This window comes from Cedecea davisae (assembly GCF_044095835.1).
Lineage (GTDB): Bacteria > Pseudomonadota > Gammaproteobacteria > Enterobacterales > Enterobacteriaceae > Cedecea > Cedecea davisae.
Window position 1 is genome coordinate 3085063 of the sequence record NZ_CP172054.1, and the last position, 20889, is coordinate 3105951.

The following is a 20889-nucleotide window of genomic DNA, read 5'->3' on the forward strand; positions in this document are numbered from 1 at the left end:
AACTGGACTTTTAGCCTGATGGGATAGGGTCTTAAGGATAAGACGAATAGTCTGAAAATGTCTGGAGTATTATGAGTAACGCACCGCAACAACGTGAGTTTTTCCTGGATTCCATCCGGGCATGGTTGATGCTATTGGGCATCCCGTTTCATATCTCGCTTATCTATTCGAGCCACCACTGGCACGTCAATAGCGCGGTGCCCTCTGCGAGCCTGACGCTATTTAATGATTTTATTCACGCGTTTCGCATGCAGGTATTCTTCGTTATTTCTGGTTATTTTTCCTACATGTTATTCCTGCGCTACCCGCTCAAGCGCTGGTGGACGGTGCGCGTGGAGCGCGTCGGCATCCCGATGCTGACCGCCATCCCGCTGCTGACGCTGCCTCAGTTCCTGATGCTGCAATACATCAATAACAAGACCGGCACCTGGCATACGCTTACCGGCTACCAAAAATACAACACCCTGGTGTGGGAACTGGTCTCACATCTGTGGTTCTTACTGGTGCTGGTGATATTAACCACGCTGGGAATGGTTTTGTTTCAAAAAATTAATAACTTTATAATTAGAAACGAACAGAATAATAAATCACCGGTTACGATGGGAAAACTCTCAGTTCTGTTTTTGGCCTGCGGTATTTTATATGCCGCTATTCGCAGAACCATTTTTATTATTCATCCGCCGTTATTAAGCGATGGTCTGTTTAATTTCGTGGTGATGCAGACGCTGTTTTACCTGCCCTTCTTTATGCTGGGGGCGCTGACGTTTAAACGCGAATCGCTAAAAATACTGTTCACAACGCCTTCGCCGTGGAGCGCGGTGGCCGCCGCATTCGCCTTTGCCGCCTATCTGCTAAACCAGCGCTACGGCAGCGGTGATGCGTGGATGTACGAAACGGAAAGCGTGATAACCATGCTGATGGGCCTGTGGATGGTTAACGTGGTGTTTTCTCTGGGCTACCGGATGCTGAATTTCAAATCGGCCCGGGTGACCTATTTCGTCAATGCGTCGCTGTTTATCTATCTGGTTCACCACCCGCTGACGCTATTCTTCGGCGCATTTATTACGCCGCATATTACGTCCAATATCCTTGGATTTTTCAGCGGGTTAGTATTCGTTGTCGGCATTGCGCTGCTGCTCTATGAGCTGCATTTACGCATTCCGCTATTGCGCTTCCTGTTCTCCGGTAAACCGAAAAACAAAACGGTCACGCCGCCTTCTTTCGCTGGTTAATACACGGCGCATGCCGGGCTTCGCCCCGGCTTATCACTCTGATTTCGACGAGAATAGCCTTCACAGATTGATTTTTTGTGAAGGCTAAATGATTTATTTATTACAGTCGGCGGCAATTTGCTGATAGATGGCGGTATTTTCGTCATCGAAGCAGACAAAAACAACCTGTTCCGGCAGCGGACGAATACCAATGTACTTGTAAACCGTGTCCCAGGCGATACGCGCCGCCTGCTGCTTAGGAAAACCGTACACGCCGGTACTGATGGCCGGGAAAGCAATGGTGCGGTAGCCGTTTGCGGCGGCTAAATCCAGGCAATTGCGGTAGGCGAGTTCCAGCAGCTCAGCTTCGTTTTGCTCGCCGCCGTGCCAGACTGGCCCCACGGCGTGAATAACCGCTTTTACCGGAATGTTTCCCGCCTCGGTGATAACCGCGTGGCCGGGGGCACACTCGCCCTGATGCTGAAGAACCACCTTACAGGCTGCCAGCAGCGCAGGTCCGGCGGCGCGATGAATCGCTCCGTCCACTCCTCCACCGCCCATCAGCGAAGGGTTTGCTGCGTTGACAATCACATCAACATCCGCCTTTGTGATATCGCCCTGCACCACCTGTATTCGTTCACTCATTAAGCATTCTCCCGCTGTACTTTGCCGTAGTCTAGTCTCCTGCAGCGCACCGCGTACATGACTATTATCGTTTCGGAACGTTACTATATTTGAAATCCTTTTGGTTTCAGAAACAAAAATCCCCGCCGCAGCGAGGATTTCAGGTCTTTCGGTCAGAAATCAACCGTCATAGACAACTTCAGGGTTCGTGGATCGCTTTGGGTAATGTAAGACCCGCTATCATCCACAGAAGCCCAGTACTTCTCATTAGTCACGTTTTCCACGTTAGCACGCCAGGTTAGAGTCTGGCTATTGAGCTTCGTGCTGTAACGCACGCCTAAATCGAGGCGGGTCCAGCCGTTCAGCTTCACGCTATTGTTCGCATTCGCATACTGAGAGCCGGTGCGAATCAAAGTCCCGGTTGCCGTCAGGTTCTGCACCCACGGCAGATCCCATTCGCCGCCAAGTGACCAGGAGTAACGCGGCACGCCAATCGCATCTTTCCCGTCGTTAGCGCCGCCGGTCGTTTTGACCATCTCCGGCGCCAGCCACAGCGCGCTGCCCAGCAGGCGCACGCCGTAGAGCGGTTCGCCAAACACGTTCAGCTCCATCCCACGGCTGCGCTGCTCGCCGTACAGCCCGTAAACGTTGTCATTATCAATCATGCCAACCGGCTTTTTGATTTCAAACAGCGCCAGGCTGCCGCCAACCCGCCCAAAGTCCATTTTCATGCCGACTTCGTTCTGCTTCGACTGCACAACTCCGACAACATTACCTGCATTGATGGCTTTTGAGGTGGCCGTCGGCCCCGGCTGTAAAGCTTCAATATGGTTAGCGTAGAAGGACACCGGCTCCCACGGCTTCACCACCAGGCCATACACCGGCGTCACTTTGAAGGCGTCGAAGCGCGTTTTCGGATCTTCCACGCCGGTATAACTGTAGTTACGGATCCTCACATCCTGGCGACGGGCCCCCACGGTGAGCAGCACTTTATCATCCAGGACTGAAAGCGTATCGGAGAGAGAAATGCCTCCGGTAATCGTACGGCTGCGCTGGGTTGGGTCATCCATATTGCTGCCGGACGCTACCGTCGGGAACCGGTCAAGGCCAACGTCGGAAGGATGATAAATATTATTACCAACCGCCGTCTTGCCCGAAGACATGGTATAAGCCGCACGAGTTTTGCGGTACACGCCGGAATAACCGAGGTTCACGCTGTGGCCGATAAAACCAGTATCGAATTTGCCGCGCACGCCCGCCATGCCTGAGAAGGAGTCGGCTATAAAACGCGTGGAAAGCCGTGTCTGGCTGGTGTTGCCGTTGTTATCAACAAACTTCGGCACGCTGTAGTTACCGCGCTCGTCGGTTTCGCTGGTGCCCAGTGCGCCGTAAACCGTCCAGCTATCCAGCATGTCGTATTCGCTGCGTAACGCGGCAAAACGGCTACTCATATCGGAATAGACCCACGGCTGGCTGTAATTGGTTCGGTTGTCGGGCACTTCCGGCATTTCTGTGATTGCGCCAACGCCTACCCCGATACGCCCGTTATGAACCGTCATTTTCTGGTAACCGGCGTCAAAAGAGCTGCGCAGCTTATCGCCTTTGTAATCAAGCCCGACGCTGCCCAGAGAAGTCCGGTTTTTCTGGTCGTGGATTTCACTCTCACCTTCTCGATGAAGAAGGTTAACCCGCGCGCCAAACTGGTCGTTATCGCCAAATCGACGGCCAGTATCCAGCGAACCACCTACCTGAGAGCGCCCGGTGTAATCAACACCAACCCGCGTGTGCGGCTCGCTCCCCGCACGCTTAGGCTCGATATTAATCGCCCCGCCAACGCCGCTTCCACCCGGAGGTACGCCGTTCAGGAACGCGGTCGAACCTTTAATCACCTCAACGCGCCCGGCAATCGCGGTGCTGGTAATCTGCCGTGGCAAGACGCCGTATAAACCGCCGTAGGAGATATCATCTCCGTCCAGCAGGAAGCCACGCACCCGGTAGGACTCGCCAAAGTTACCGTAGCTGCGCACGGGCTGAATGGTCGCATCATTACGAATAATATCGCTGAGGGTGTTGGCCTGCTTATCCTCAATCATTTTTGAGGTATAGCCGATAACGTTAAACGGCACGTTGCGGGCGTCCTGCTCGCCCAGCATCCCAAGACGGCCGCCGTTAGCGACCTGCCCGTCAAGATATGCCGGAACAAGCTCATTGCCACCGGACTGGAAATCATTTTCCGGCGTGGCCGTCACCGTGATGGTTTCTTCTTTGGCGCTGTTTTTTTGCGGCAAGCTTTGTTGAGTAGCGGCGACGGCGGGAAAGCAGAGAGTAGCTATCGTTGCGGCGAGCAGGCGCGGGCGTAGCCCGGCCTGTTGAGAAGTGAGGTAGTGCATAGTAAATCCCTGGTAAGATAACGAAATTAATAATGAGAACGGTTCTGATTTTGATCGCAATTATCATTTGCAGGTTAATAATTGCAAGTAAAAATGACAGTCTGTTACTCGTTACGCTTTTCGTAATAACCAGATGAAGTAAGGCGCGCCGCACAGCGTCGCCAGCAGCCCTGCCGGGATCTGGAACGGGAATATCAGGCTACGTCCAAGCCAGTCGGCTACCAGCATCAGCCCCGCGCCAATGGCTATCGCCATCACGAGCTGCGGCATAGCTCGGCGGAAGCCCAGCATCCGCGCCATATGGGGAGCCATTAGCCCAATAAAGCTCAGCGGGCCAACGCACAGCGTCGCGGCGGCAACCAACCCGGCAGCCAGCATCAGGATAGTGATGCGCGACCGGCTCAGCGCCACGCCCAACGCCTGAGCGGCCTCGCCGCCTAACGGCAGAATAACCAACCAGCGCCGGACCAGCGGCGTCAGGCCAATAAAGGCGAGTGCCATAGCGCCGCTCACCAGCGCCTGCTGCCCGGTCACTTTCCAGGTCGACCCGGAGAGCCACGTCAGCACCGCCCCGCTACGCGGATCGCCACTGGCAAGATACAGCGTCAGCAGCGTGGCAAACACGGTACTCAGCGCCACGCCCGTCAGTAATAGCCGCCCCGGAGCCAGCCCCGAGCGCGCCAGCACCAGCATCGCCAGCAACGTTAACGCCGCGCCGGCAAAGCCGGCCGGAAGCTGCCAGGCGCTGATATCCCCGGGAACGAGGAATGTCAGTAATACGATGGCGCAAGCGGCCCCCGAGCTGACGCCAAGCACTTCCGGGCTGACCATTGGGTTACCGGTCATCTTCTGCACCAGCGTTCCCGCCGCGGCCAGCATCGCCCCTGCTGCAAGCGCCGACAGTACACGCGGCCAGCGCCATTGCCACATTTCCTGCATACCCACGAACCAGCCTGCGCTTTCCCGCCCGACGCCCAGGGCCAGCAGCGACACCAGCAGCAGCACGGTAGAGGCCAGTATTATGGTTTTAGCCGAAAGCGGCCGTTCGGCAACGGCGCTGGTATCCTGCGTGGCCGCAAGACGTTGATGGCGCAGACGCGGCAGCAGCCAGAGCATGAGTGGCGCGCCGACCAGGGCCGTTATCGCGCCGGTAGGCAACTCCTGCCAGAAGCTGCCCAGCCAGATAACCAGCTGATCGCTAAGCACCAGCAACAAAGCGCCCATCACCATCGAAGCCAGCAGCTTCGGCAGCAGGCGGCGCACGCCAAACATTCCCGCCAGAATCGGCGCAAACAGGCCAATAAACCCGATAACCCCCACAATGCTGACCAGCATGGAGCTGAGCAGCAAAGCAAGAAACAGTCCGGCAACCCGCACTACGGCAAGTTTCATTCCCAGACCACGCAGCACCGCATCGTCCAGCGCCAGCATGCCCAGTGGCCGAATCATCAGGACGATTAACGCCAGCACGGCCAGCAGTCGCGGCCAGAGAAAATCAACGCCCGCCCAGTCATACTGGTTCAGCATGCCGCTGCTCCAGATAAACAAGTTTTGCAGACGTTCATGGTTAAACAGCACGAGGAAGCTTTTTACCGCTCCGCAATACAGGCCGAGCACCAGCCCGGCAAGGATCAGCGTGACCGGAGACATGCGCTTGCCCCAGGCCGCGCCGAGGACAATACTGCCGACCGCCATCGCTCCGGCCAGCGCCGCAAGCTGCTTGCCCGTTTCCCCTGCTCCGGCTAAAAATAGCGTCGCCAGGGTCAATCCCAGCTGAGCACCTGCCGCCACTCCGAGCGTTGCCGGTTCCGCCAGGGGATTACGCAGAATATGCTGAAACAGGCAACCTGCCAGCGCCAGACCTGCCCCGGTAAGTAAAGCCAGAGTTGTGCGCGGCAGCATGCTGTAGTGAAACAGCATCTGGGAAACATCGGTCACCTGCGGGGCAACGATTGCCTGCCACCAGAGGCTGGCGGACAACGTCTGCTGAAAGTTATAGCCGGTCAGAAACAACGTAAAAGCACAAAGTAAAACGAGAATTAAGCGCACAGGGCCTCCGGCAGCAGCTGACAAAAACGCAGCGCCGAAAAGCTGCCGCCATAGAACCAGACGGCAGGCAATAAATGCAGCTGCCCTTCGCGCACAAAAGGCATCACCTGCCACAAAGCAGACTTAGCCACCGTTTTAACCGGGTCATCATCGCCGTGCATAAAGCAAAGTGCGGTCACATTTTCCAGCCTCACCAGGGTTTCGATACCCACAATAGCGCTACCCCAGGGATTGGTTTTACCCTCCCACGCATTGCGCAAACCCAGGCGTTCAAGCAAATCGTTAAACAGGCTGTTTGCGCCGAAAATCATCACCCGGCGGCTATCGAGGAAGGAGAACATCACCAGCGGTTTAGGGTTAGCGGGGATCTTTTCTCGTGTTGCGGCAATTTGCTGATGCAGATAAGTGAGGTGTTCAACAGCCTTTTGCTCGCGGCCGAGAAACTGCCCCAGGCGCAGCAGATCCCGCTCAAGCAGCCCGAGTGGGCGGCCGCTGGCGTCGTTAAAAGCGGTAGACCAGCACGGAGCGATAGGTGTTAGATCGGACTCTGAAGGGCCAAAACCTTTGGAGATAATAAATGCGGAGGGTCGCAGGCGCTGCATCAGCTCGCGGTTAGGCTCATTGCGCAGACCCACATCTACCACCGAATCAGGCAGCGCTGGCTCCCTCACCCAGCGATGATAATTACGCTTATCGGCAATCGCCAGGGGCATAATATCCAGCGCCAGAAGCATCTCCACCGGCCGCCACTCGAGCGCAATAATACGTTCTGAATCAATGCCCCGCGCGTGAGCACGACCCGGAAGAATCGTAGCCAGCGGCAGCAGTGCCGAGAGCGTAAGAAGCCGACGACGGCTAAAAGAAACGTCCATATAAATAGCAATAGTTATCGTTCTAATTAAGTTTTACTTATTATGCCGCCGAAGCCCGACAACGCAATCAAAAACTTAGACCCGGCCGACAACCTGCCCGGGAGCAAAATCCGGTGAAAAAACCTGATGTCCGCAGCAGGCGATCAGCATTTCTCCGCAAACAATATGCATCAGATGCAGGCCCGGCGGGCACAAGGTCAGCGGCGGCAAATTTAGCTCGGGTAATTGCCAGACCGTTCCTCCCCGCTGCTTCACTACCGCTTCATGGGCCGTCCAGAGACGCCAGAACTCCGTCAGCTGTTCCTCCTGGGGCAAAGCCAGCAGCCGGTCATACAGCGGGGCAGCAAAACTGTGTTGCGCCACGGCCTGCCAGCGTTTGCGGGGGCGTAACAGCTCCATATCACAGCCCACAGGCTGGCAGCCGACCAGCACCGCAACCGCATGAGCACTGTTGGTAATATTGAAAGCCGGAAGCTCTGGGTGCCAGGGCTTACCGTGGGGGCCACTTTGCAGCAGCGGCAACATTCCGTTGTCCAGCAACTGCGACAGCAGCACGCGCCCGGCTAACCATACCGGGCGGCGCATTCCCTGAGGCGCGCTGGCAATAAGTTCAGCCGAGAGCCAGCGGGATACAAACGCCGGTGAACTGAGACTTGTTACCTGCCCCACCGCAAGGCGATAAGGTGCTTCAGTATGCAAAGCGTTTACGCTCTTCACGAGTCAGCTTTCGCGGTTCCGGCTGATAATGGGTAAAGGAGATTTCGGTATAGTCTTCCTCGACATCATTGAGCTCAATGCGCTCGATATACTTTTCCCCACGGAGCGTGACCGAACGGAACAGTTTATTCAGCGGCTCGTCTGCGGGTATCAACACCAGGCGCCACCTTCCCTGCCCCAAATCGGTAAATTCGCTGATAAAACTTTTCTCCAGCACTTTACGATCGATATGAAACAGCGTGCGCAGCAGCTGGTTAAAATGAAACATCTGCGGGTTACTCTCGCCCGTTATAGTCTGGGGTGGCTGGCTGCCCATAACCTGCACCATATGCCCGCCATTCACAATCAAACGCATCGGGAAAGGCTGGCGCTGTTGCCACCATAGCCCCTTGTTTTTAGCAATCAGCAGCTTTCCGCTGGAATGCAGCGGCTGCGCTGTCCCTTTAATCTGGCGCTCCTGCTCAAAATTAGCGCGCACTACCGGCGACGCAGCGAACCGTTTTTCTACCTCATCGAGCGTAACGGCTCCGGTCGCTCTGGCAACCAGCATAAGAGAGAGAAGCAGACATTTTTTCACAGCACTGACCCTATACATTCAACCTGAACCGACAGGGGCTAGTTTACTCTGCTATACGGCAGGAACCCAAGAGAGTCGGCCCGTGATTTAACGGGCCGCGACATTATTGATAGGTCACCTGTAAAACGGCGAGCTTATGCTGAGCATCAAGGTATTGCACCCTGGTTTGCACCGTGCTGTCGTTATAAAGAGTGATGCCATTAAGGGAATTGAGCGCAAGGGTCTGGGTGACGGGCTTGCCTTGCTGTGAGCAGGTAACGGCGACATCAGCACTCGCCGGCGCCCACTGGCACCCGCCTTCTACTATTTCACCTCGAAAATGAATAACGCCGGATGATGCAGCCTGAGATAGCGATGAAACAGCCATTCCCAGCGCCAGACAAAGCAAATATTTCGCACAAGCTGTTTTCACTTCGGTACTCCTCGATTGCTGTCGTCCCTGAAGGTTATCGGCAGAAAATCAAAGATTCTTAAACAGTGATACACACTCGCGATTCTTGCAATCCGTTCATCATTTATATTTCATGCCAGTTACGGCTTTCCTGCCCCGACCCAGTGCTGCTCAAGATGGAAGGATTTACCATCACTCAGCGTAACGGTCACGACAACGCTGTCGCCTGGATCGATATTCATACTGAGCTGGGACAGCGGCACCGCCTCGTGCGCTTTAATAAAGAGATCGCTGCTTTGCTTGCTTTCACTTTGCCCTGAGGTTCCGCTTCGCCTGGCCGCGAGCGTCATAGTGCACTGGCAGTCCGCAGCCAACGTGGCAATGGGGGTGATGGTATAAATATTGTCCTGCTGTCGGGTATTAAACGTTAGCTGGCTTGAGAGCGCGGCAAGCAGCACTAAGGTATGCATACGGCCTCCAAAGAAAAAACAGGGCCACAGGCCCTGTTAAGTTGCTTGCGAATAAATCGGGCCTGCTAGTACTGGGAAGCTGATGCGTGGTTGCCGTTGCCGTACTGGATTACGGAGACCAGAGAGCTTGAAGCAGTCTGGTTAACGACGGCTCCGTTGTTAGTACCAAACTGTTGAACGTCGGTTTGCGCGTTTTTACCATTCCACTGGCTGATGGTTGCATTGTTGCCATAGCCGTCCTGCAGCAATTTAATATCGCTGTGGTCAGAACCCTGGCCCACTTTGGCACCGTTAACGGTACCAAACTGTTTAATTTCCGTTTTTGAATACAGCGCATTTGACTGTAGAGCTGTAGCGTTATTTCCGTTACCCTGCTGATAAATTTTCAGGGTTGAGTGCTGAGCCTGCTGCGGGTAAGTAGCCATTGCACCTGCGGACACTACTAATGCTGCTAATGCTGCAACTTTGAAAAGATTCATACTAAAACCCCCATCGGATTGATAATTTCAGCACAAACGTTCTGCTTATCGCTGAATAATGCGAATCGCCATTTGTGACTGGTTTTGCACTACAACTGCTGACTTCTGGGTACCATACTGAGTAATGTTTGCTTTATTACCTGAACCTCGTTGAATAATAAGCGCAGCATTACCAAATGCATCCTGCTTAATACTCGCATCGTTGGCTACGCCGTCTTGCGAGATGTAAGCCAGATTATAACTACCTGATTGTTCTATATTAGCCCGATTTCCTGCACCATTTTGAACTACTTCAGAAAATTGGCGCTGGCCTCTCTGAATAACATCGGCATTATTACCGCTGCCGTACTGACCAATAATTGCCGCCTGATTAAATTGAGGATTACTCAACTCATTAACGGCAAAGTTATATTCTGCACCGGCAAGATCGTTACCGTTGGCCATGGCGTTATTTGAAAGCCCAACAAAGAACAACATTGACAATAGCGATTTAATTTTCATCTCATCACCCTGAACCTAATTGAGCCGGAACTTAATGATGCTCAGTTCAAGTGGTAACACCTCACAAAAACGGCAGTAAACTGTTATTGTTCGGTTACGAAATTGAGTATGTCCCGATAAATTTTTAAAATATCTCATGCGCAGGAATTATTTTGACTTATTGGATTAATACCAAAGTGTGAATTCACAATACATTTGCGCTATGGCGCTACAGATACAATCATCAGGAAAGAGAGAGCTAATCATTAGCACACTTATTTAAACAAACCATAAACCTCACGCACTTAGCACATCCGATGCGATGCTTAGTCACATTATGAAAAACCACCGTCACCACACCAAGTTTTCTTAAGCGAAGCGAGAGAATTCCAGGAACAGCGTTTCTTAAAATATGATTTTAAAATGCAAAATCAAAACACGAAAAATAAACACATACAACTCAGATGGATACGTATTTAACATATGATATATTATCTATACATAAAATATATAATGTACAACTTTAGCGTTAAATCTAAATAGACGAAAACGCTAATGGAAACATTTTAATATTCTGAGTTACATTTTGTTACATACTTAACACTTGCTTTAAAATATCTACTGGTTAAATTGAATATGAAAGCACTCCTTTAGTTAAATTTTCTCATTCATCGGGAACATCACGCCCGAATATTAAAAATATTAATACACAGCAATGCTGCAGCTATCGGTACCACTGGGAGAATTAATATCTATTAATTCATACGGTAGCGGCAAAAACCAGGTGGAGTTTCATCATGTATAATGAAGTCCATGCCCTACAGGGGCCTACGCTACTGCTAATTACTAAACCCTCTCTTCAGGCATCTGCCTTATTGCAACATTTACGCGCCTCGCTGGCAATAAACGGCCGGGTGCATAATATACAACGCTCACTCGATGAGATTGCCAGTAATTCTCTGATTTTATTCGATATGGCAGAAGCGGATAAAAAGACTATCCAATGCTGGCAGGAAAAATTAAGCCGTAGAAACAATCATATAAAATTACTGTTACTTAATACGCCGGAAGAATATCAATTTAAGGATATTGAAAACTGGCCGTATATCAACGGGGTATTTTATCTGACAGCAGAAGAGCCAAGGGTAGTCGAGGGACTGCGCGGAGTAATGGAAGGTGAATGTTACTTCTCGCAAAAGCTGGCCAGCTATTTGATAAGCAACTCAGGGAATTATCGCTTTAATAGCGCAGAATCTTCGCGCTTAACCCAGCGCGAAAAAGAAATTCTGAATAAATTACGCATTGGCTCGTCAAACATCGAAATAGCCCGCTCGTTGTTTATCAGCGAGAATACGGTAAAAACCCATCTGTACAACCTTTTCAGGAAGATAGCGGTAAAAAACCGCACCCAGGCCATTTCCTGGGCCAACGATAACCTCAGGCGCTAAGGCGATGAAACGCTCAGCCGTTTTATTGCTGGCAACCTGCTGGTGCGCCAGCGTCGCTCACGGTGAAGAAGTTGAGATCCCAGGCCTGCTCACCGACCACACAGTGACTTCGGTGGGGCACAGCTTCTATCGCGCGTTCAGCGATAAATGGGAAAGCGACTTTACCGGCAACTTAACCATTAATGAGCGCCCCAGCGCCCGCTGGGGAAGCTGGATAACCATTACTGCAGGGCAGGATGTTGTTTACCAGGCCTTTCTTTTCCCCACTAAACGCGACTTCGATAAAAACGTTGAGGTTGCACTGGTCCATACAGACGAGGCGCTAAAACGCAGGCTTATCGATAAGCAATTATTGAGCACCGGCGATTTAACCCATGACGAATTCTAGGAGAAGATGATGCGTATCTACTTAGTCGTGCTTTCCATGCTGCTGTTTTCGCCGCTGTCCTGGGCCGGGAATATGGTTTTCCAGTTTGTTAATCCCAACTTTGGCGGTAACCCTAATAACGGTGCCTATCTGCTTAATTCCGCTCAGGCGCAGAACTCTTATAAAGATCCAGCCTACAGCAGTGACCTGGGTATCCAGATGCCGAGCGCGCTGGACAATTTCACCCAGGCTTTGCAATCGCAGGTGCTGGGCGGGCTGCTGACCAATATCAACACCGGTAAGCCGGGGCGCATGGTCACCAATGATTTTATCGTCGATATCGCCAATACCGACGGCCAGCTACAGCTGAACGTTACCGACCGAAAAACCGGCAAAACCTCCACCATTCAGGTGTCCGGCCTGCAATCAAACTCCACCAATTTCTAGTGGCGTAAACCAACAATAAATTTAAAGGGTAAACATCATGCAGCGCTTACTCCTGATTGTGGCGGTGTGTTTATTGACGGGCTGTTTAACGGCCCCGCCAAAAGAAGCAGCGAAACCCACGCTAATGCCCCGGGCACAAAGCTACCGCGACCTGACGCATTTACCGGATGCCAAAGGCAAACTGTATGTTTCGGTCTATAACATTCAGGACGAAACCGGGCAGTTCAAGCCTTATCCTGCGAGTAACTTCTCAACGGCCGTGCCGCAAAGTGCAACCTCAATGCTGGTGACGGCGCTGAAAGATTCACGCTGGTTTATTCCGCTCGAGCGCCAGGGCCTGCAAAACCTGCTTAACGAGCGCAAGATAATCCGCGCGGCGCAGGAAAACGGCACCGTTGCCGACAATAATCGCCAGCCGCTGCAATCGCTGATGGCGGCAAACGTAATGATTGAAGGCTCGATTATTGGCTACGAAAGCAACGTGAAGTCCGGCGGCGCGGGCGCCCGCTACTTCGGCATCGGGGCCGATACGCAGTACCAGCTCGACCAGATTGCCGTTAACCTGAGGGTGGTGGATGTCAGTACCGGCGAAGTGCTCTCTTCGGTCAACACCAGCAAAACCATTCTTTCCTACGAGGTACAGGCCGGGGTCTTCCGCTTTATCGATTACCAGCGGCTGCTGGAAGCGGAAATTGGCTACACCAGCAATGAACCCGTCATGCTATGCCTGATGTCCGCGATTGAAACCGGGGTTATTTATCTGATTAACGATGGAATAGACAGGGGACTTTGGGATCTGCAAAAACCATCCGACATTAACAACCCGGTGCTGGTGAAATATAAAGAGCTGTCTGTCCCACCCGCCTCGTGATAACCGATAACCGCATGTATCCATAAAAAAACCGGCTGATGCCGGTTTTTTTTATTCGCTGAGTAATGAGCCTTGCTTCGGTTTATCTCGCCTTGCGGCCAGCCACAGCCCGCTGTTTTTCATCGCGAAGCCAAATACCAGCCCCAGCAGCAATGAAGGCACCACGATATGCCATTCACCATTGTTGGCAAAAGTCGCGCAGGCACCGATAAAAGTCCCCGGAACAAACGAAAGCAAAATATGCCGCGCCTGAATACACATCAGAAATGCGACAATGCCGGTCATCACATACCCAAGAATATCGGCATGGGGAGCCAGCGCGCTGCCGTGAATAATCACCAGCGCCCAAAGAACGCCGCTACAAAGCGTGCACAGCGAAATAAACAGCCCCTTAACTCCGCCCTGCGGACAGGCAAAATAGGCGGTACAGCCGAGGAAACCGGCCCAGCCCAACAGGCCGAGGCTCACCGCAACCCAGCCCCAAAGGCCAGAGAGAATACCGGTGGTAATAGCGAGAGGAATAAGTGTCTTCATGGCGCCGTATCATAGCAGAGCCGGCATGGCCCACTACGATCCAGCGCACATTTTTTGCAAGTTTGCTTTTGCTGTTACATTCTAATTGTGATTCAAATCACAATTACTCTTCCTCAGATTCCTGCAATTCATCGCGCATCGCCTGCAATGCTTCGCGGCTGATGGCCGCCAGCGTACGATAGAACGGCGTCGTCGCGTGGGCTTCTACCTTGCCGAGGAAGGTGCCGCACCACGGCAGCAGGTACTCATCGAACAGCGTAACCTGTGCTTCAAACTCATCTTCCTGAGACTGATCTTCCAGCCATGAAGCGGCCAGCAGCAGCGTCCCGAAATGATCGGCCGGCGTTTCGCCCAGCGGCATGCCGCGCTGCTTGAGGAACTGGCGTACTTCACCTTCATCGCTCCCTTCAACCCATTCGGAGCGGAAAGGCGGCACGCTGCATTTCTCACCGATAAACAGCGCATTAAAGTCCGCCGCCAGCAGCTGAGGATCGCAGCTGGTTTGCAACCGCCCCAGCAGTTCGTCCTGTTCCAGTGGCCAGCTTGCCGCCAGCTTCCCTTCGCGGATCAGCGTAAACAGCGGAACCAGCAGCGGATCCTGCGGCTGGCGATAAAATAGCGATCCTAAAACACGGCAAATAATTGAAAACTCATTCATGACTGGCTCTATCCATTACGGGTGTTAATTACAGTGTGGCAAATTCGGCAATCGGCGCCATTCCGCGGGCTTCAAGGAACCCGAGCAGGCGCGCCGGAGAAACGTTGAGAATACGATCTTCCGGGAAATCAATTTCGTCGAGGATTTTGCGGCATTCGCTGAAATCACCGAGGGTAAAAGCGGTATGGGAATCTGAACCCAGCGCTAACCAGCCTCCGGCATCGCGCACGGCCTCGGCGATGGCGCGGCAGTTCGGACCGCTGCCGATACGTGAATGGGTAAAGGAGGAGTTATTGAGTTCGAGCGCGACGTTATATTTTGCCGCCGCGGCAGCCACGGCCGGAATATCAATCTCAAACTTAGGGTTACCGGGGTGGCTGATGATATGCACATCGCCGTTGGCCATCGTCGCTATCATCGCTTCGGTATGGGTCGCTTTATCCTGAGGCGGGAACACCGGCTCGTGGAACCCCGCGATAATGAGATCCAACGCATCCAGCATCGGCCCGGTACAGTCGATTTCACCGGCGGTATTTTTAATATTGGACTCGATGCCGCGCAGAATGCCGACGCCGTCTACCAGACGCGGCCAAATACGCATATTCACAAAGTGCCAATAATGCGGTGCATCCGCCATATCCGGGCCATGGTCGGTGATGGCAAATAGCCGAATGCCTTTGGATTTAGCGACAGCGATGTAGTCGTGGAGGGTACTGTAGGCGTGGGTGCTGGCAACGGTGTGCATATGCAGGTCAACGGGATACATGGTTTTCTCCTTTTCTATTTTGGCTAAGGATACCAGTATTCCGTGACAATTTTTAGCTTGTGGAGCGGGCGATATATGCCCGGCCAAAGCCGGGCTTTGTATCAATAACCGTGCTGGAGAGAAACCATCCCCGACACCGCTTCTCCTTTCTCCAGTTGGGTGATGGTCTTCGCGATATAGGCGATGGCTTCATCCGGGCGGGTTACGGCCGCAATGTGCGGCGTCATTGCAACACGCGGATGCCCCCAGAGCGGGCTTTCTTCTGGCAGAGGTTCTTTAGAGAAGACGTCAAGCATCGCTCCTTTCAGCTTGCCGCTGTCCAGAGCGGACAGCAGGTCGGCTTCAACCAGATGAACTCCGCGCGCAAGGTTGATCACATAAGACTCATCCGCCAGTTGACCAAGCAATTGACGATTAATAATGCCGACGGTCTGCGGCGTATTCGGCAGCAGGTTAATCAGCACCCGGGTTCCGCTCAGGAAGCTGCCCAGTTCTTCGCTACCTGCAAAGCTGGCTACGCCGGGGAAGTCTTTTTTACTGCGGCTCCAGCAACGAACCGGGAAGCCCCAGGCCACCAGGCTTTCAGCAACTTTTCCGCCGAGTACACCAGCCCCAAGAATGCCGATGGTGAAATCCTCGCGGCGATAATCGTTCAGCGGCTGCCATTTGCCCTGTAATTTTTGCGCTTGATAATCATCAAAACGGCGGAACCAGTGCAGCACCTGGCTGACGGCATACTCCTGCATTTGCAGCCCCATGCCGGTGTCTTCCAGTCGGAACAGCGGCACGCCGTCCGGCAGCATATCCGGGTGGGCCTGCAGTTTACTGAGAATGGCATCCACGCCTGCGCCAAGAGCAAACACGCCCTTCAGCCCTTTACGGCCGCTAAGCATTTCTACCGGCGGCTGCCAGACCAGCGCGTAGTCGGCAGGCTGCTGGTCGCCCTGCTTCCACTGGCGCACGCGCGCCCCCGGCAGAGCCTGCTGAAGGCGATTCAGCCAATACTCAGTATCAAAAGTGGGGTGATGAAAAATAATGTCCATACTGCCTCCTTTTTTCCTTAGGCTTACCCGAAATGAAGCGCTATGCAAGCGCTAATGCGATAAAAAGCAGCATCTTGTGGTGGTTTAAGAATCAAGTTGGACGAAGTTTGGCTAAATGCACCAAAAACATGAAATTAGCATTGACGTAGCGGGCGGTTTTCCCTAAATTAGCGCCCGTTCCAGCAGCGCTGGAGCGACAATACGGTGAGGTGTCCGAGTGGCTGAAGGAGCACGCCTGGAAAGTGTGTATACGGCAACGTATCGAGGGTTCGAACCCCTCTCTCACCGCCACATTCTATGAGAAAGCCTGAACTTACGTTCAGGCTTTTTTATTGCCCGAAATTCCTTGAGGCAAGAATGAAAACCCTCGACGGCGCGAGTAAGCCCCTCTCTCGCCGCCACATTTAAAGAAAAGCTCGCATACAAATGCGGGCTTTTTTTCGCCCGTCCTTTGTCCTTCTTCTACCGCCAGAATACCCTCATCCCGGCCTTCTCCCTGGAAGGGAGAAGGAGAAAAGCACAAATTTGTCTTAAAACAACCTCAATCGCTCAGACCTTAAGCGAACGCGCCATAATCCTGAAAATAGGCTTGACCGAAGAGGTCTGACTCCCTATAGTAGCGCCCCGTTACCCGCCTAAGGTGAGCAGCGGAAAAATACGGTGAGGTGTCCGAGTGGCTGAAGGAGCACGCCTGGAAAGTGTGTATACGGCAACGTATCGAGGGTTCGAACCCCTCTCTCACCGCCACATTTAAAGAAGAGCTCGCATGCAAATGCGGGCTTTTTTTTCGCATATAACTCCCCCGCAGAGAGTGGGTGAGAACCCTCGACCGGGTTCGACAAAACGGCAGGACAGCCGTTTTGTACCGCCTCCGGCGACCCGCAGGGCGAGCGCCATGGACGGCGCGAGTAAGCCCCTCTCTCACCGCCACATTTAAAGAAGAGCTCGCATGCAAATGCGGGCTTTTTTTCGCCTGTCGTTTGCGGCCGCACGCCACACTATTTCTTTCTCTGATATTTTTCAGGCAAAGGCGGCACAGGGCGGCGGTCGTCAATCAGATGACGAACGGTAAGGATCGGGTGCCAGACCAGCATCCTTGGCCCTCCCCAGCGCATTATCTGCTTCATCTCTTCCCGCCTGGCGGGCTGATAACAATGGATGGGGCAATGCTTGCAGGCTGGTTTTTCCTCGCCATAAGCGCAGCGATCCAGCCTTTTGGATGCATAGTCGAATAGCTGCTGATAATGCCCCGGAGAGGTATTTGCTGAGGGGTGTTTGCGCTCAAAGAGGTTGAGCATTTTTTGAATGGTTTGCTTCTCGCGCTGAATACGTTTGCCTGACATAGCGACTACCTGATTGACCGGTAAGGCGGTCGAGGCCGCCGGTAAGATGCATATATAATACACCTTACCGGGCAAAAGCTAATAGCAACTTTGCTTAGATGTCGCGGAACGTACCCAGCCGGTAGCCGCGCTCGGCAAGCGCGTATTTCAACGCGGATGAAGTCAGCACTTCCAGCTCCGCAAGGCGCGGGTAGCAGTAGTTGCTTTTCAACAGCGTGTTATCGACAAATGACGGGTGGCACATCACTTCCAGCGATTTCTCCCGGCGTTGAGCAGAGGCGTCCACGCTTTCCAGCAGCAGTTCCTCAGAAATAGCATCGCCATAAAATTCGCTGCTAAAGCCTTCGGTGGAGCGCACGCCGGCAAGGGCAATATCGTCCCGTGCGGCAGCATCACGGTCAACGCGCAGCGGAATGCCTTTAGCATTGGCAAAAGCGGCAACTATGGGGAAAATTTCCGGGATCATATGAACGTGATGATGGCTGTCCAGATGGGTTGGCTCAATACCGAAGACATCAATAAAGCGCTGATACTGACTTTCAAGCTCTTGCCTGATTTCTGCCAGATCCAGCTGCCCCTGCTCCGCCATTTCCCAAATCCACTTGCCCAACACGCCTTCACCGCGCGTCAGAACCGGCATTTCGGTTAACGGGCGGCCAAGGGTTAAAACAAAGTGCATCCCCACGCCAAGCCCCGGATAACGAGCGCAAAGCCCGGCGGCATGTTTGATGGCTTCAGCATTCATCATCGCGGTGGTCGAGGTCACCACGCCGTGGTGAAACGCCTCGATAATGCCGTAGTTTTGCGCCTTGCTCAGGCCAAAATCGTCGGCGTTGATAATCAGTAAGCGGTCCATAGCATCCCTCTTAAGTGGCCCTCCCCGTCCGGGGAGGGCGAGGCATTAAGCCAGTTTCTCAATCGTCTTCGCAAAGTTCGGCAGATACGCTTTGTGCGCGAGCAGCATCTCTTTGGCGATAACTTCCGCATCCTTGTCAGAATGGATAAGCGGGCTAAGGTTCAGCGCCAGCAGCACATCGTTCAGCTCTCCGCTCAGCGCCGCGTGGCTTGCCGCAACTTCAAAGCCCTTGATGGTGTGGATAAGCCCCATCACTTTCTCGTCAAAATGCGTTACGCGCGGATGCGGTTTCGCACCGTCGCGGCCGATGATGCTGGTGATTTCAATCGCCCAGTCGGCCGGAATGTTGTCCACATGGCCGTGGTGCGGAATGTTCACATAGTGCTCGGTCTGCTTATCATTGTAGATAGCGCTAATCACTTCGCACGCCGCGTCGGAGTAATAGGCCCCGCCGCGCAGTTCCAGCTCTTTTGGCTTCACGTCGAGGTTTGGATCTTTATACAGGTCGAACAGCTGTTTTTCGACCTTCTGGACTACGGTAGCGCGCGCGCCGCCTTTATAGAACTCGCCCATTTCAATTGCCAGCATCTCTTTCTGCTTGAAGTAGTACAGCAGGTAAGAACACGGCAGCAGGTTGAGGGAACGGATCAGCCCTTCGCTAAACGGCATATCGAAGATGTTTTTCACCGAGTTGGCGCTGAGCTTGCCGCTCGCCACGCCGTCCAGCAGCTCGGCAAAGCGTGATTCGCCGTTCACCAGCACGTCTTTGATAAAGACCATGTGGTTGAGGCCGAACAGATCGATGCCCAGGTCGTCTTCCGGGGTCAGCTTCAGCACGTCGGTGATAAACATCTTCATGCCCACAGGAATGTTGCACACGCCGATGAATTTCTTGAAGTTGGTATGACGGAATACCGCCTCGGTCACCATACCGGCCGGGTTAGTGAAGTTAATCACCCACGCATCCGGGCAGATTTCCTGCACGTCTTTGATGATGTCAAAAATAACCGGAATAGTACGCAGCCCTTTGAACAGGCCGCCCGCGCCGTTAGTTTCCTGGCCCAGATAACCGTGGCTCAACGGAATACGCTCATCAAGCTCACGGGCCTTCAGTTGGCCAACACGCAGCTGGGTAGTCACGAAGTCTGCATCTTTCAGCGCTTCACGGCGGTCGAGGCTTTTGTGGACCGTCATTGGCACGCCCGCGTGCTCAATCATGCGCTGGCAAAGATTAAAAATAATATCCTGCTTCTCTTTTCCGGCTTCTACATCCACCAGCCACAATTCGGTAATGGGCAATTCGTGGTAACGCTTAATAAAACCTTCAAGTAATTCCGGGGTATAGCTGCTGCCGCCGCCGATAGTAACAACTTTTAATTTCTTAGTCATATGGGCTCCCGTACGGCGTCTGGCGCCGTATTGATAAAATTGAATAAGTTAATAAAACTCAATAATGACAGTGATGATTCACCAGCACTCTAATTAATGCTGTATAGCTTCCTGCGATAATTATTTGGCGTGAAAGATGTCACTTTCTTAAAATTCTTAATAAACATACTGGGGCTGCTGTAACCGGACTCAAAGGCGATATCGGTAACCGATGCGTTGGTTATCTCCAGCTGTTTTTTGGCAAAATTGATACGGATTTCATTAATAATCTGCATCGGCGTTTTGCCATAATAGCGCTGCGTGGCGCGCGTTAAGTACTCCTGCGACTTACCCGAAAGCGCAACCATGTTTAATAAGGCTTTATCGCCAAAACGCATTTTGTCGTGCATCCCTTCGACGGTGGTTTTTAACCACAGCGGAATATCATCCTGAATATCCGACTCTTTATAATGGCGCAGTCGATTAACGACATAAAAGCTCACCATTTCGAGAAACTCGTTGAATTCACCTTCACGGAAATTAAACGAGGCAATCACCGACTCCATAAACGTAAGGAATTCATCCTTAACCTGATAAACCTGCGAGGCAACCAGGTGGGACGGCAGCAGCGGCATATAATGTTGCTCAAAAAACTGCTGGCTAATGCCGACGTTAAATAACCGGGTAGCGCCAAACTCATAAAAGCTCTGATGATGGGAGCCTACGGGAATAAAAACAAAGTCTCCGCGCTCCATCAATACCCGTTTACCGTTAATTTCCTGGTAATAGCGCCCGGTGAGCACGATGGTGAATTCGTAATAGTCATGCTGATGCAGCCCGCTCACGCTCTCTTCTTTGGTGTAGATAAACGCATGGAAACACTTGCCGTTAAACAGCTGGCTTTCTCGAACAATGTTGATTTCCATAT

23 protein-coding genes and 2 tRNA genes are annotated in these 20889 nt (G+C 52.8%); 7 read left to right on the forward strand and 18 right to left on the reverse strand.

From position 1 onward, the window contains the following. Positions 1-71: 71 nt before the first annotated feature. Positions 72-1232: a glucans biosynthesis protein MdoC gene (gene mdoC / locus ACG1VR_RS14810; RefSeq protein WP_016535807.1), complete on the forward strand. Its 1161-nt coding sequence runs from the start codon at positions 72-74 to the stop codon at positions 1230-1232. Between the two features lie 93 nt (positions 1233-1325). On the opposite strand, the gene ymdB is transcribed toward mdoC, so the two are convergent. The 10 genes from ymdB to csgB form a co-directional block, all read right to left on the reverse strand. Beyond that, a complete protein-coding gene (ymdB, locus tag ACG1VR_RS14815; RefSeq protein WP_172567857.1) occupies positions 1326-1856 on the reverse strand; it encodes an O-acetyl-ADP-ribose deacetylase in 531 nt (176 codons plus the stop codon). Between the two features lie 152 nt (positions 1857-2008). Further along, entirely contained in the window at positions 2009-4225 is a 2217-nt protein-coding gene (locus ACG1VR_RS14820) for a TonB-dependent receptor (protein WP_395489177.1), read from the reverse strand. Positions 4226-4336: 111 nt separating this feature from the next. Next, positions 4337-6274, reverse strand: a complete 1938-nt coding sequence (fhuB, locus tag ACG1VR_RS14825) for a Fe(3+)-hydroxamate ABC transporter permease FhuB (protein ID WP_395489178.1) — start codon at positions 6272-6274, stop codon at positions 4337-4339. Then, a complete protein-coding gene (gene fhuD, locus ACG1VR_RS14830; RefSeq protein WP_395489179.1) occupies positions 6265-7146 on the reverse strand; it encodes a Fe(3+)-hydroxamate ABC transporter substrate-binding protein FhuD in 882 nt (293 codons plus the stop codon). Before fhuD ends, fhuB begins: the two co-directional genes overlap by 10 nt. Positions 7147-7221: 75 nt before the next feature. Further along, positions 7222-7863, reverse strand: coding sequence for a 4'-phosphopantetheinyl transferase superfamily protein (locus tag ACG1VR_RS14835; RefSeq protein WP_395489180.1), 642 nt, complete (start codon positions 7861-7863; stop codon positions 7222-7224). After that, a complete protein-coding gene (locus ACG1VR_RS14840) occupies positions 7835-8458 on the reverse strand; it encodes an outer membrane lipoprotein carrier protein LolA (protein WP_016535801.1) in 624 nt (207 codons plus the stop codon). Before ACG1VR_RS14840 ends, ACG1VR_RS14835 begins: the two co-directional genes overlap by 29 nt. 85 nt (positions 8459-8543) lie before the next feature. Next, positions 8544-8852 carry a hypothetical protein gene (locus ACG1VR_RS14845; protein WP_115586262.1) on the reverse strand — a complete coding sequence of 103 codons (309 nt, stop codon included), beginning with the start codon at positions 8850-8852 and terminating at the stop codon, positions 8544-8546. Positions 8853-8971: 119 nt separating this feature from the next. After that, the gene (gene csgC, locus ACG1VR_RS14850) at positions 8972-9301 is read right to left on the reverse strand and encodes a curli assembly chaperone CsgC (RefSeq protein ID WP_016535798.1); all 330 of its coding nucleotides are present in this window, start codon (positions 9299-9301) and stop codon (positions 8972-8974) included. Between the two features lie 65 nt (positions 9302-9366). Then, a complete protein-coding gene (gene csgA, locus ACG1VR_RS14855) occupies positions 9367-9780 on the reverse strand; it encodes a curli major subunit CsgA (protein ID WP_395489181.1) in 414 nt (137 codons plus the stop codon). 45 nt (positions 9781-9825) lie between these two features. Next, positions 9826-10281 (reverse strand): curli minor subunit CsgB, encoded by a 456-nt coding sequence (gene csgB / locus ACG1VR_RS14860; protein WP_395489182.1) that lies wholly within the window; start codon positions 10279-10281, stop codon positions 9826-9828. Between the two features lie 776 nt (positions 10282-11057). Here csgB and csgD point away from each other — a divergent pair. Genes csgD through csgG form a run of 4 tightly spaced genes read left to right on the forward strand, consistent with a single transcriptional unit; the run spans position 11058 to position 13393 of the window. Continuing rightward, positions 11058-11708 (forward strand): biofilm master transcriptional regulator CsgD, encoded by a 651-nt coding sequence (csgD, locus tag ACG1VR_RS14865; protein ID WP_395489183.1) that lies wholly within the window; start codon positions 11058-11060, stop codon positions 11706-11708. Between the two features lie 4 nt (positions 11709-11712). Beyond that, positions 11713-12096 (forward strand): curli production assembly/transport protein CsgE, encoded by a 384-nt coding sequence (gene csgE, locus ACG1VR_RS14870; protein WP_016535794.1) that lies wholly within the window; start codon positions 11713-11715, stop codon positions 12094-12096. Positions 12097-12105: 9 nt separating this feature from the next. Further along, the gene (gene csgF / locus ACG1VR_RS14875) at positions 12106-12522 is read left to right on the forward strand and encodes a curli production assembly/transport protein CsgF (RefSeq protein WP_039898072.1); all 417 of its coding nucleotides are present in this window, start codon (positions 12106-12108) and stop codon (positions 12520-12522) included. A 37-nt stretch (positions 12523-12559) separates the two neighbouring features. Beyond that, positions 12560-13393, forward strand: a complete 834-nt coding sequence (csgG, locus tag ACG1VR_RS14880; protein ID WP_016535792.1) for a curli production assembly/transport protein CsgG — start codon at positions 12560-12562, stop codon at positions 13391-13393. Positions 13394-13444: 51 nt separating this feature from the next. Here the strand turns inward: csgG and ACG1VR_RS14885 are convergent, their stop codons facing one another. The 4 genes from ACG1VR_RS14885 to ghrA form a co-directional block, all read right to left on the reverse strand. Then, positions 13445-13927: a DUF1097 domain-containing protein gene (locus ACG1VR_RS14885; protein ID WP_039899218.1), complete on the reverse strand. Its 483-nt coding sequence runs from the start codon at positions 13925-13927 to the stop codon at positions 13445-13447. 103 nt (positions 13928-14030) lie between these two features. Continuing rightward, the gene (locus ACG1VR_RS14890) at positions 14031-14585 is read right to left on the reverse strand and encodes a molecular chaperone (protein WP_395489184.1); all 555 of its coding nucleotides are present in this window, start codon (positions 14583-14585) and stop codon (positions 14031-14033) included. 28 nt (positions 14586-14613) lie between these two features. Then, the gene (locus tag ACG1VR_RS14895; RefSeq protein ID WP_039898071.1) at positions 14614-15351 is read right to left on the reverse strand and encodes a phosphatase; all 738 of its coding nucleotides are present in this window, start codon (positions 15349-15351) and stop codon (positions 14614-14616) included. Between the two features lie 101 nt (positions 15352-15452). Continuing rightward, positions 15453-16394, reverse strand: coding sequence for a glyoxylate/hydroxypyruvate reductase GhrA (gene ghrA / locus ACG1VR_RS14900; protein ID WP_016535788.1), 942 nt, complete (start codon positions 16392-16394; stop codon positions 15453-15455). Positions 16395-16597: 203 nt separating this feature from the next. Here ghrA and ACG1VR_RS14905 point away from each other — a divergent pair. Together ACG1VR_RS14905 and ACG1VR_RS14910 are read left to right on the forward strand one after the other, a co-directional pair. Continuing rightward, positions 16598-16685 (forward strand) — tRNA-Ser (locus ACG1VR_RS14905). 368 nt (positions 16686-17053) lie between these two features. Beyond that, positions 17054-17141 (forward strand) — tRNA-Ser (locus ACG1VR_RS14910). A 251-nt stretch (positions 17142-17392) separates the two neighbouring features. On the opposite strand, the gene ACG1VR_RS14915 is transcribed toward ACG1VR_RS14910, so the two are convergent. The 4 genes from ACG1VR_RS14915 to chbR form a co-directional block, all read right to left on the reverse strand. Continuing rightward, positions 17393-17737 carry a nitrous oxide-stimulated promoter family protein gene (locus ACG1VR_RS14915; protein WP_395489185.1) on the reverse strand — a complete coding sequence of 115 codons (345 nt, stop codon included), beginning with the start codon at positions 17735-17737 and terminating at the stop codon, positions 17393-17395. 94 nt (positions 17738-17831) lie between these two features. Continuing rightward, the gene (chbG, locus tag ACG1VR_RS14920; RefSeq protein ID WP_227317741.1) at positions 17832-18593 is read right to left on the reverse strand and encodes a chitin disaccharide deacetylase; all 762 of its coding nucleotides are present in this window, start codon (positions 18591-18593) and stop codon (positions 17832-17834) included. 45 nt (positions 18594-18638) lie between these two features. Then, entirely contained in the window at positions 18639-19982 is a 1344-nt protein-coding gene (locus tag ACG1VR_RS14925; RefSeq protein WP_016535784.1) for a 6-phospho-beta-glucosidase, read from the reverse strand. 89 nt (positions 19983-20071) lie between these two features. Then, the gene (gene chbR, locus ACG1VR_RS14930; protein WP_395491116.1) at positions 20072-20887 is read right to left on the reverse strand and encodes a transcriptional regulator ChbR; all 816 of its coding nucleotides are present in this window, start codon (positions 20885-20887) and stop codon (positions 20072-20074) included. Positions 20888-20889: the final 2 nt, after the last annotated feature.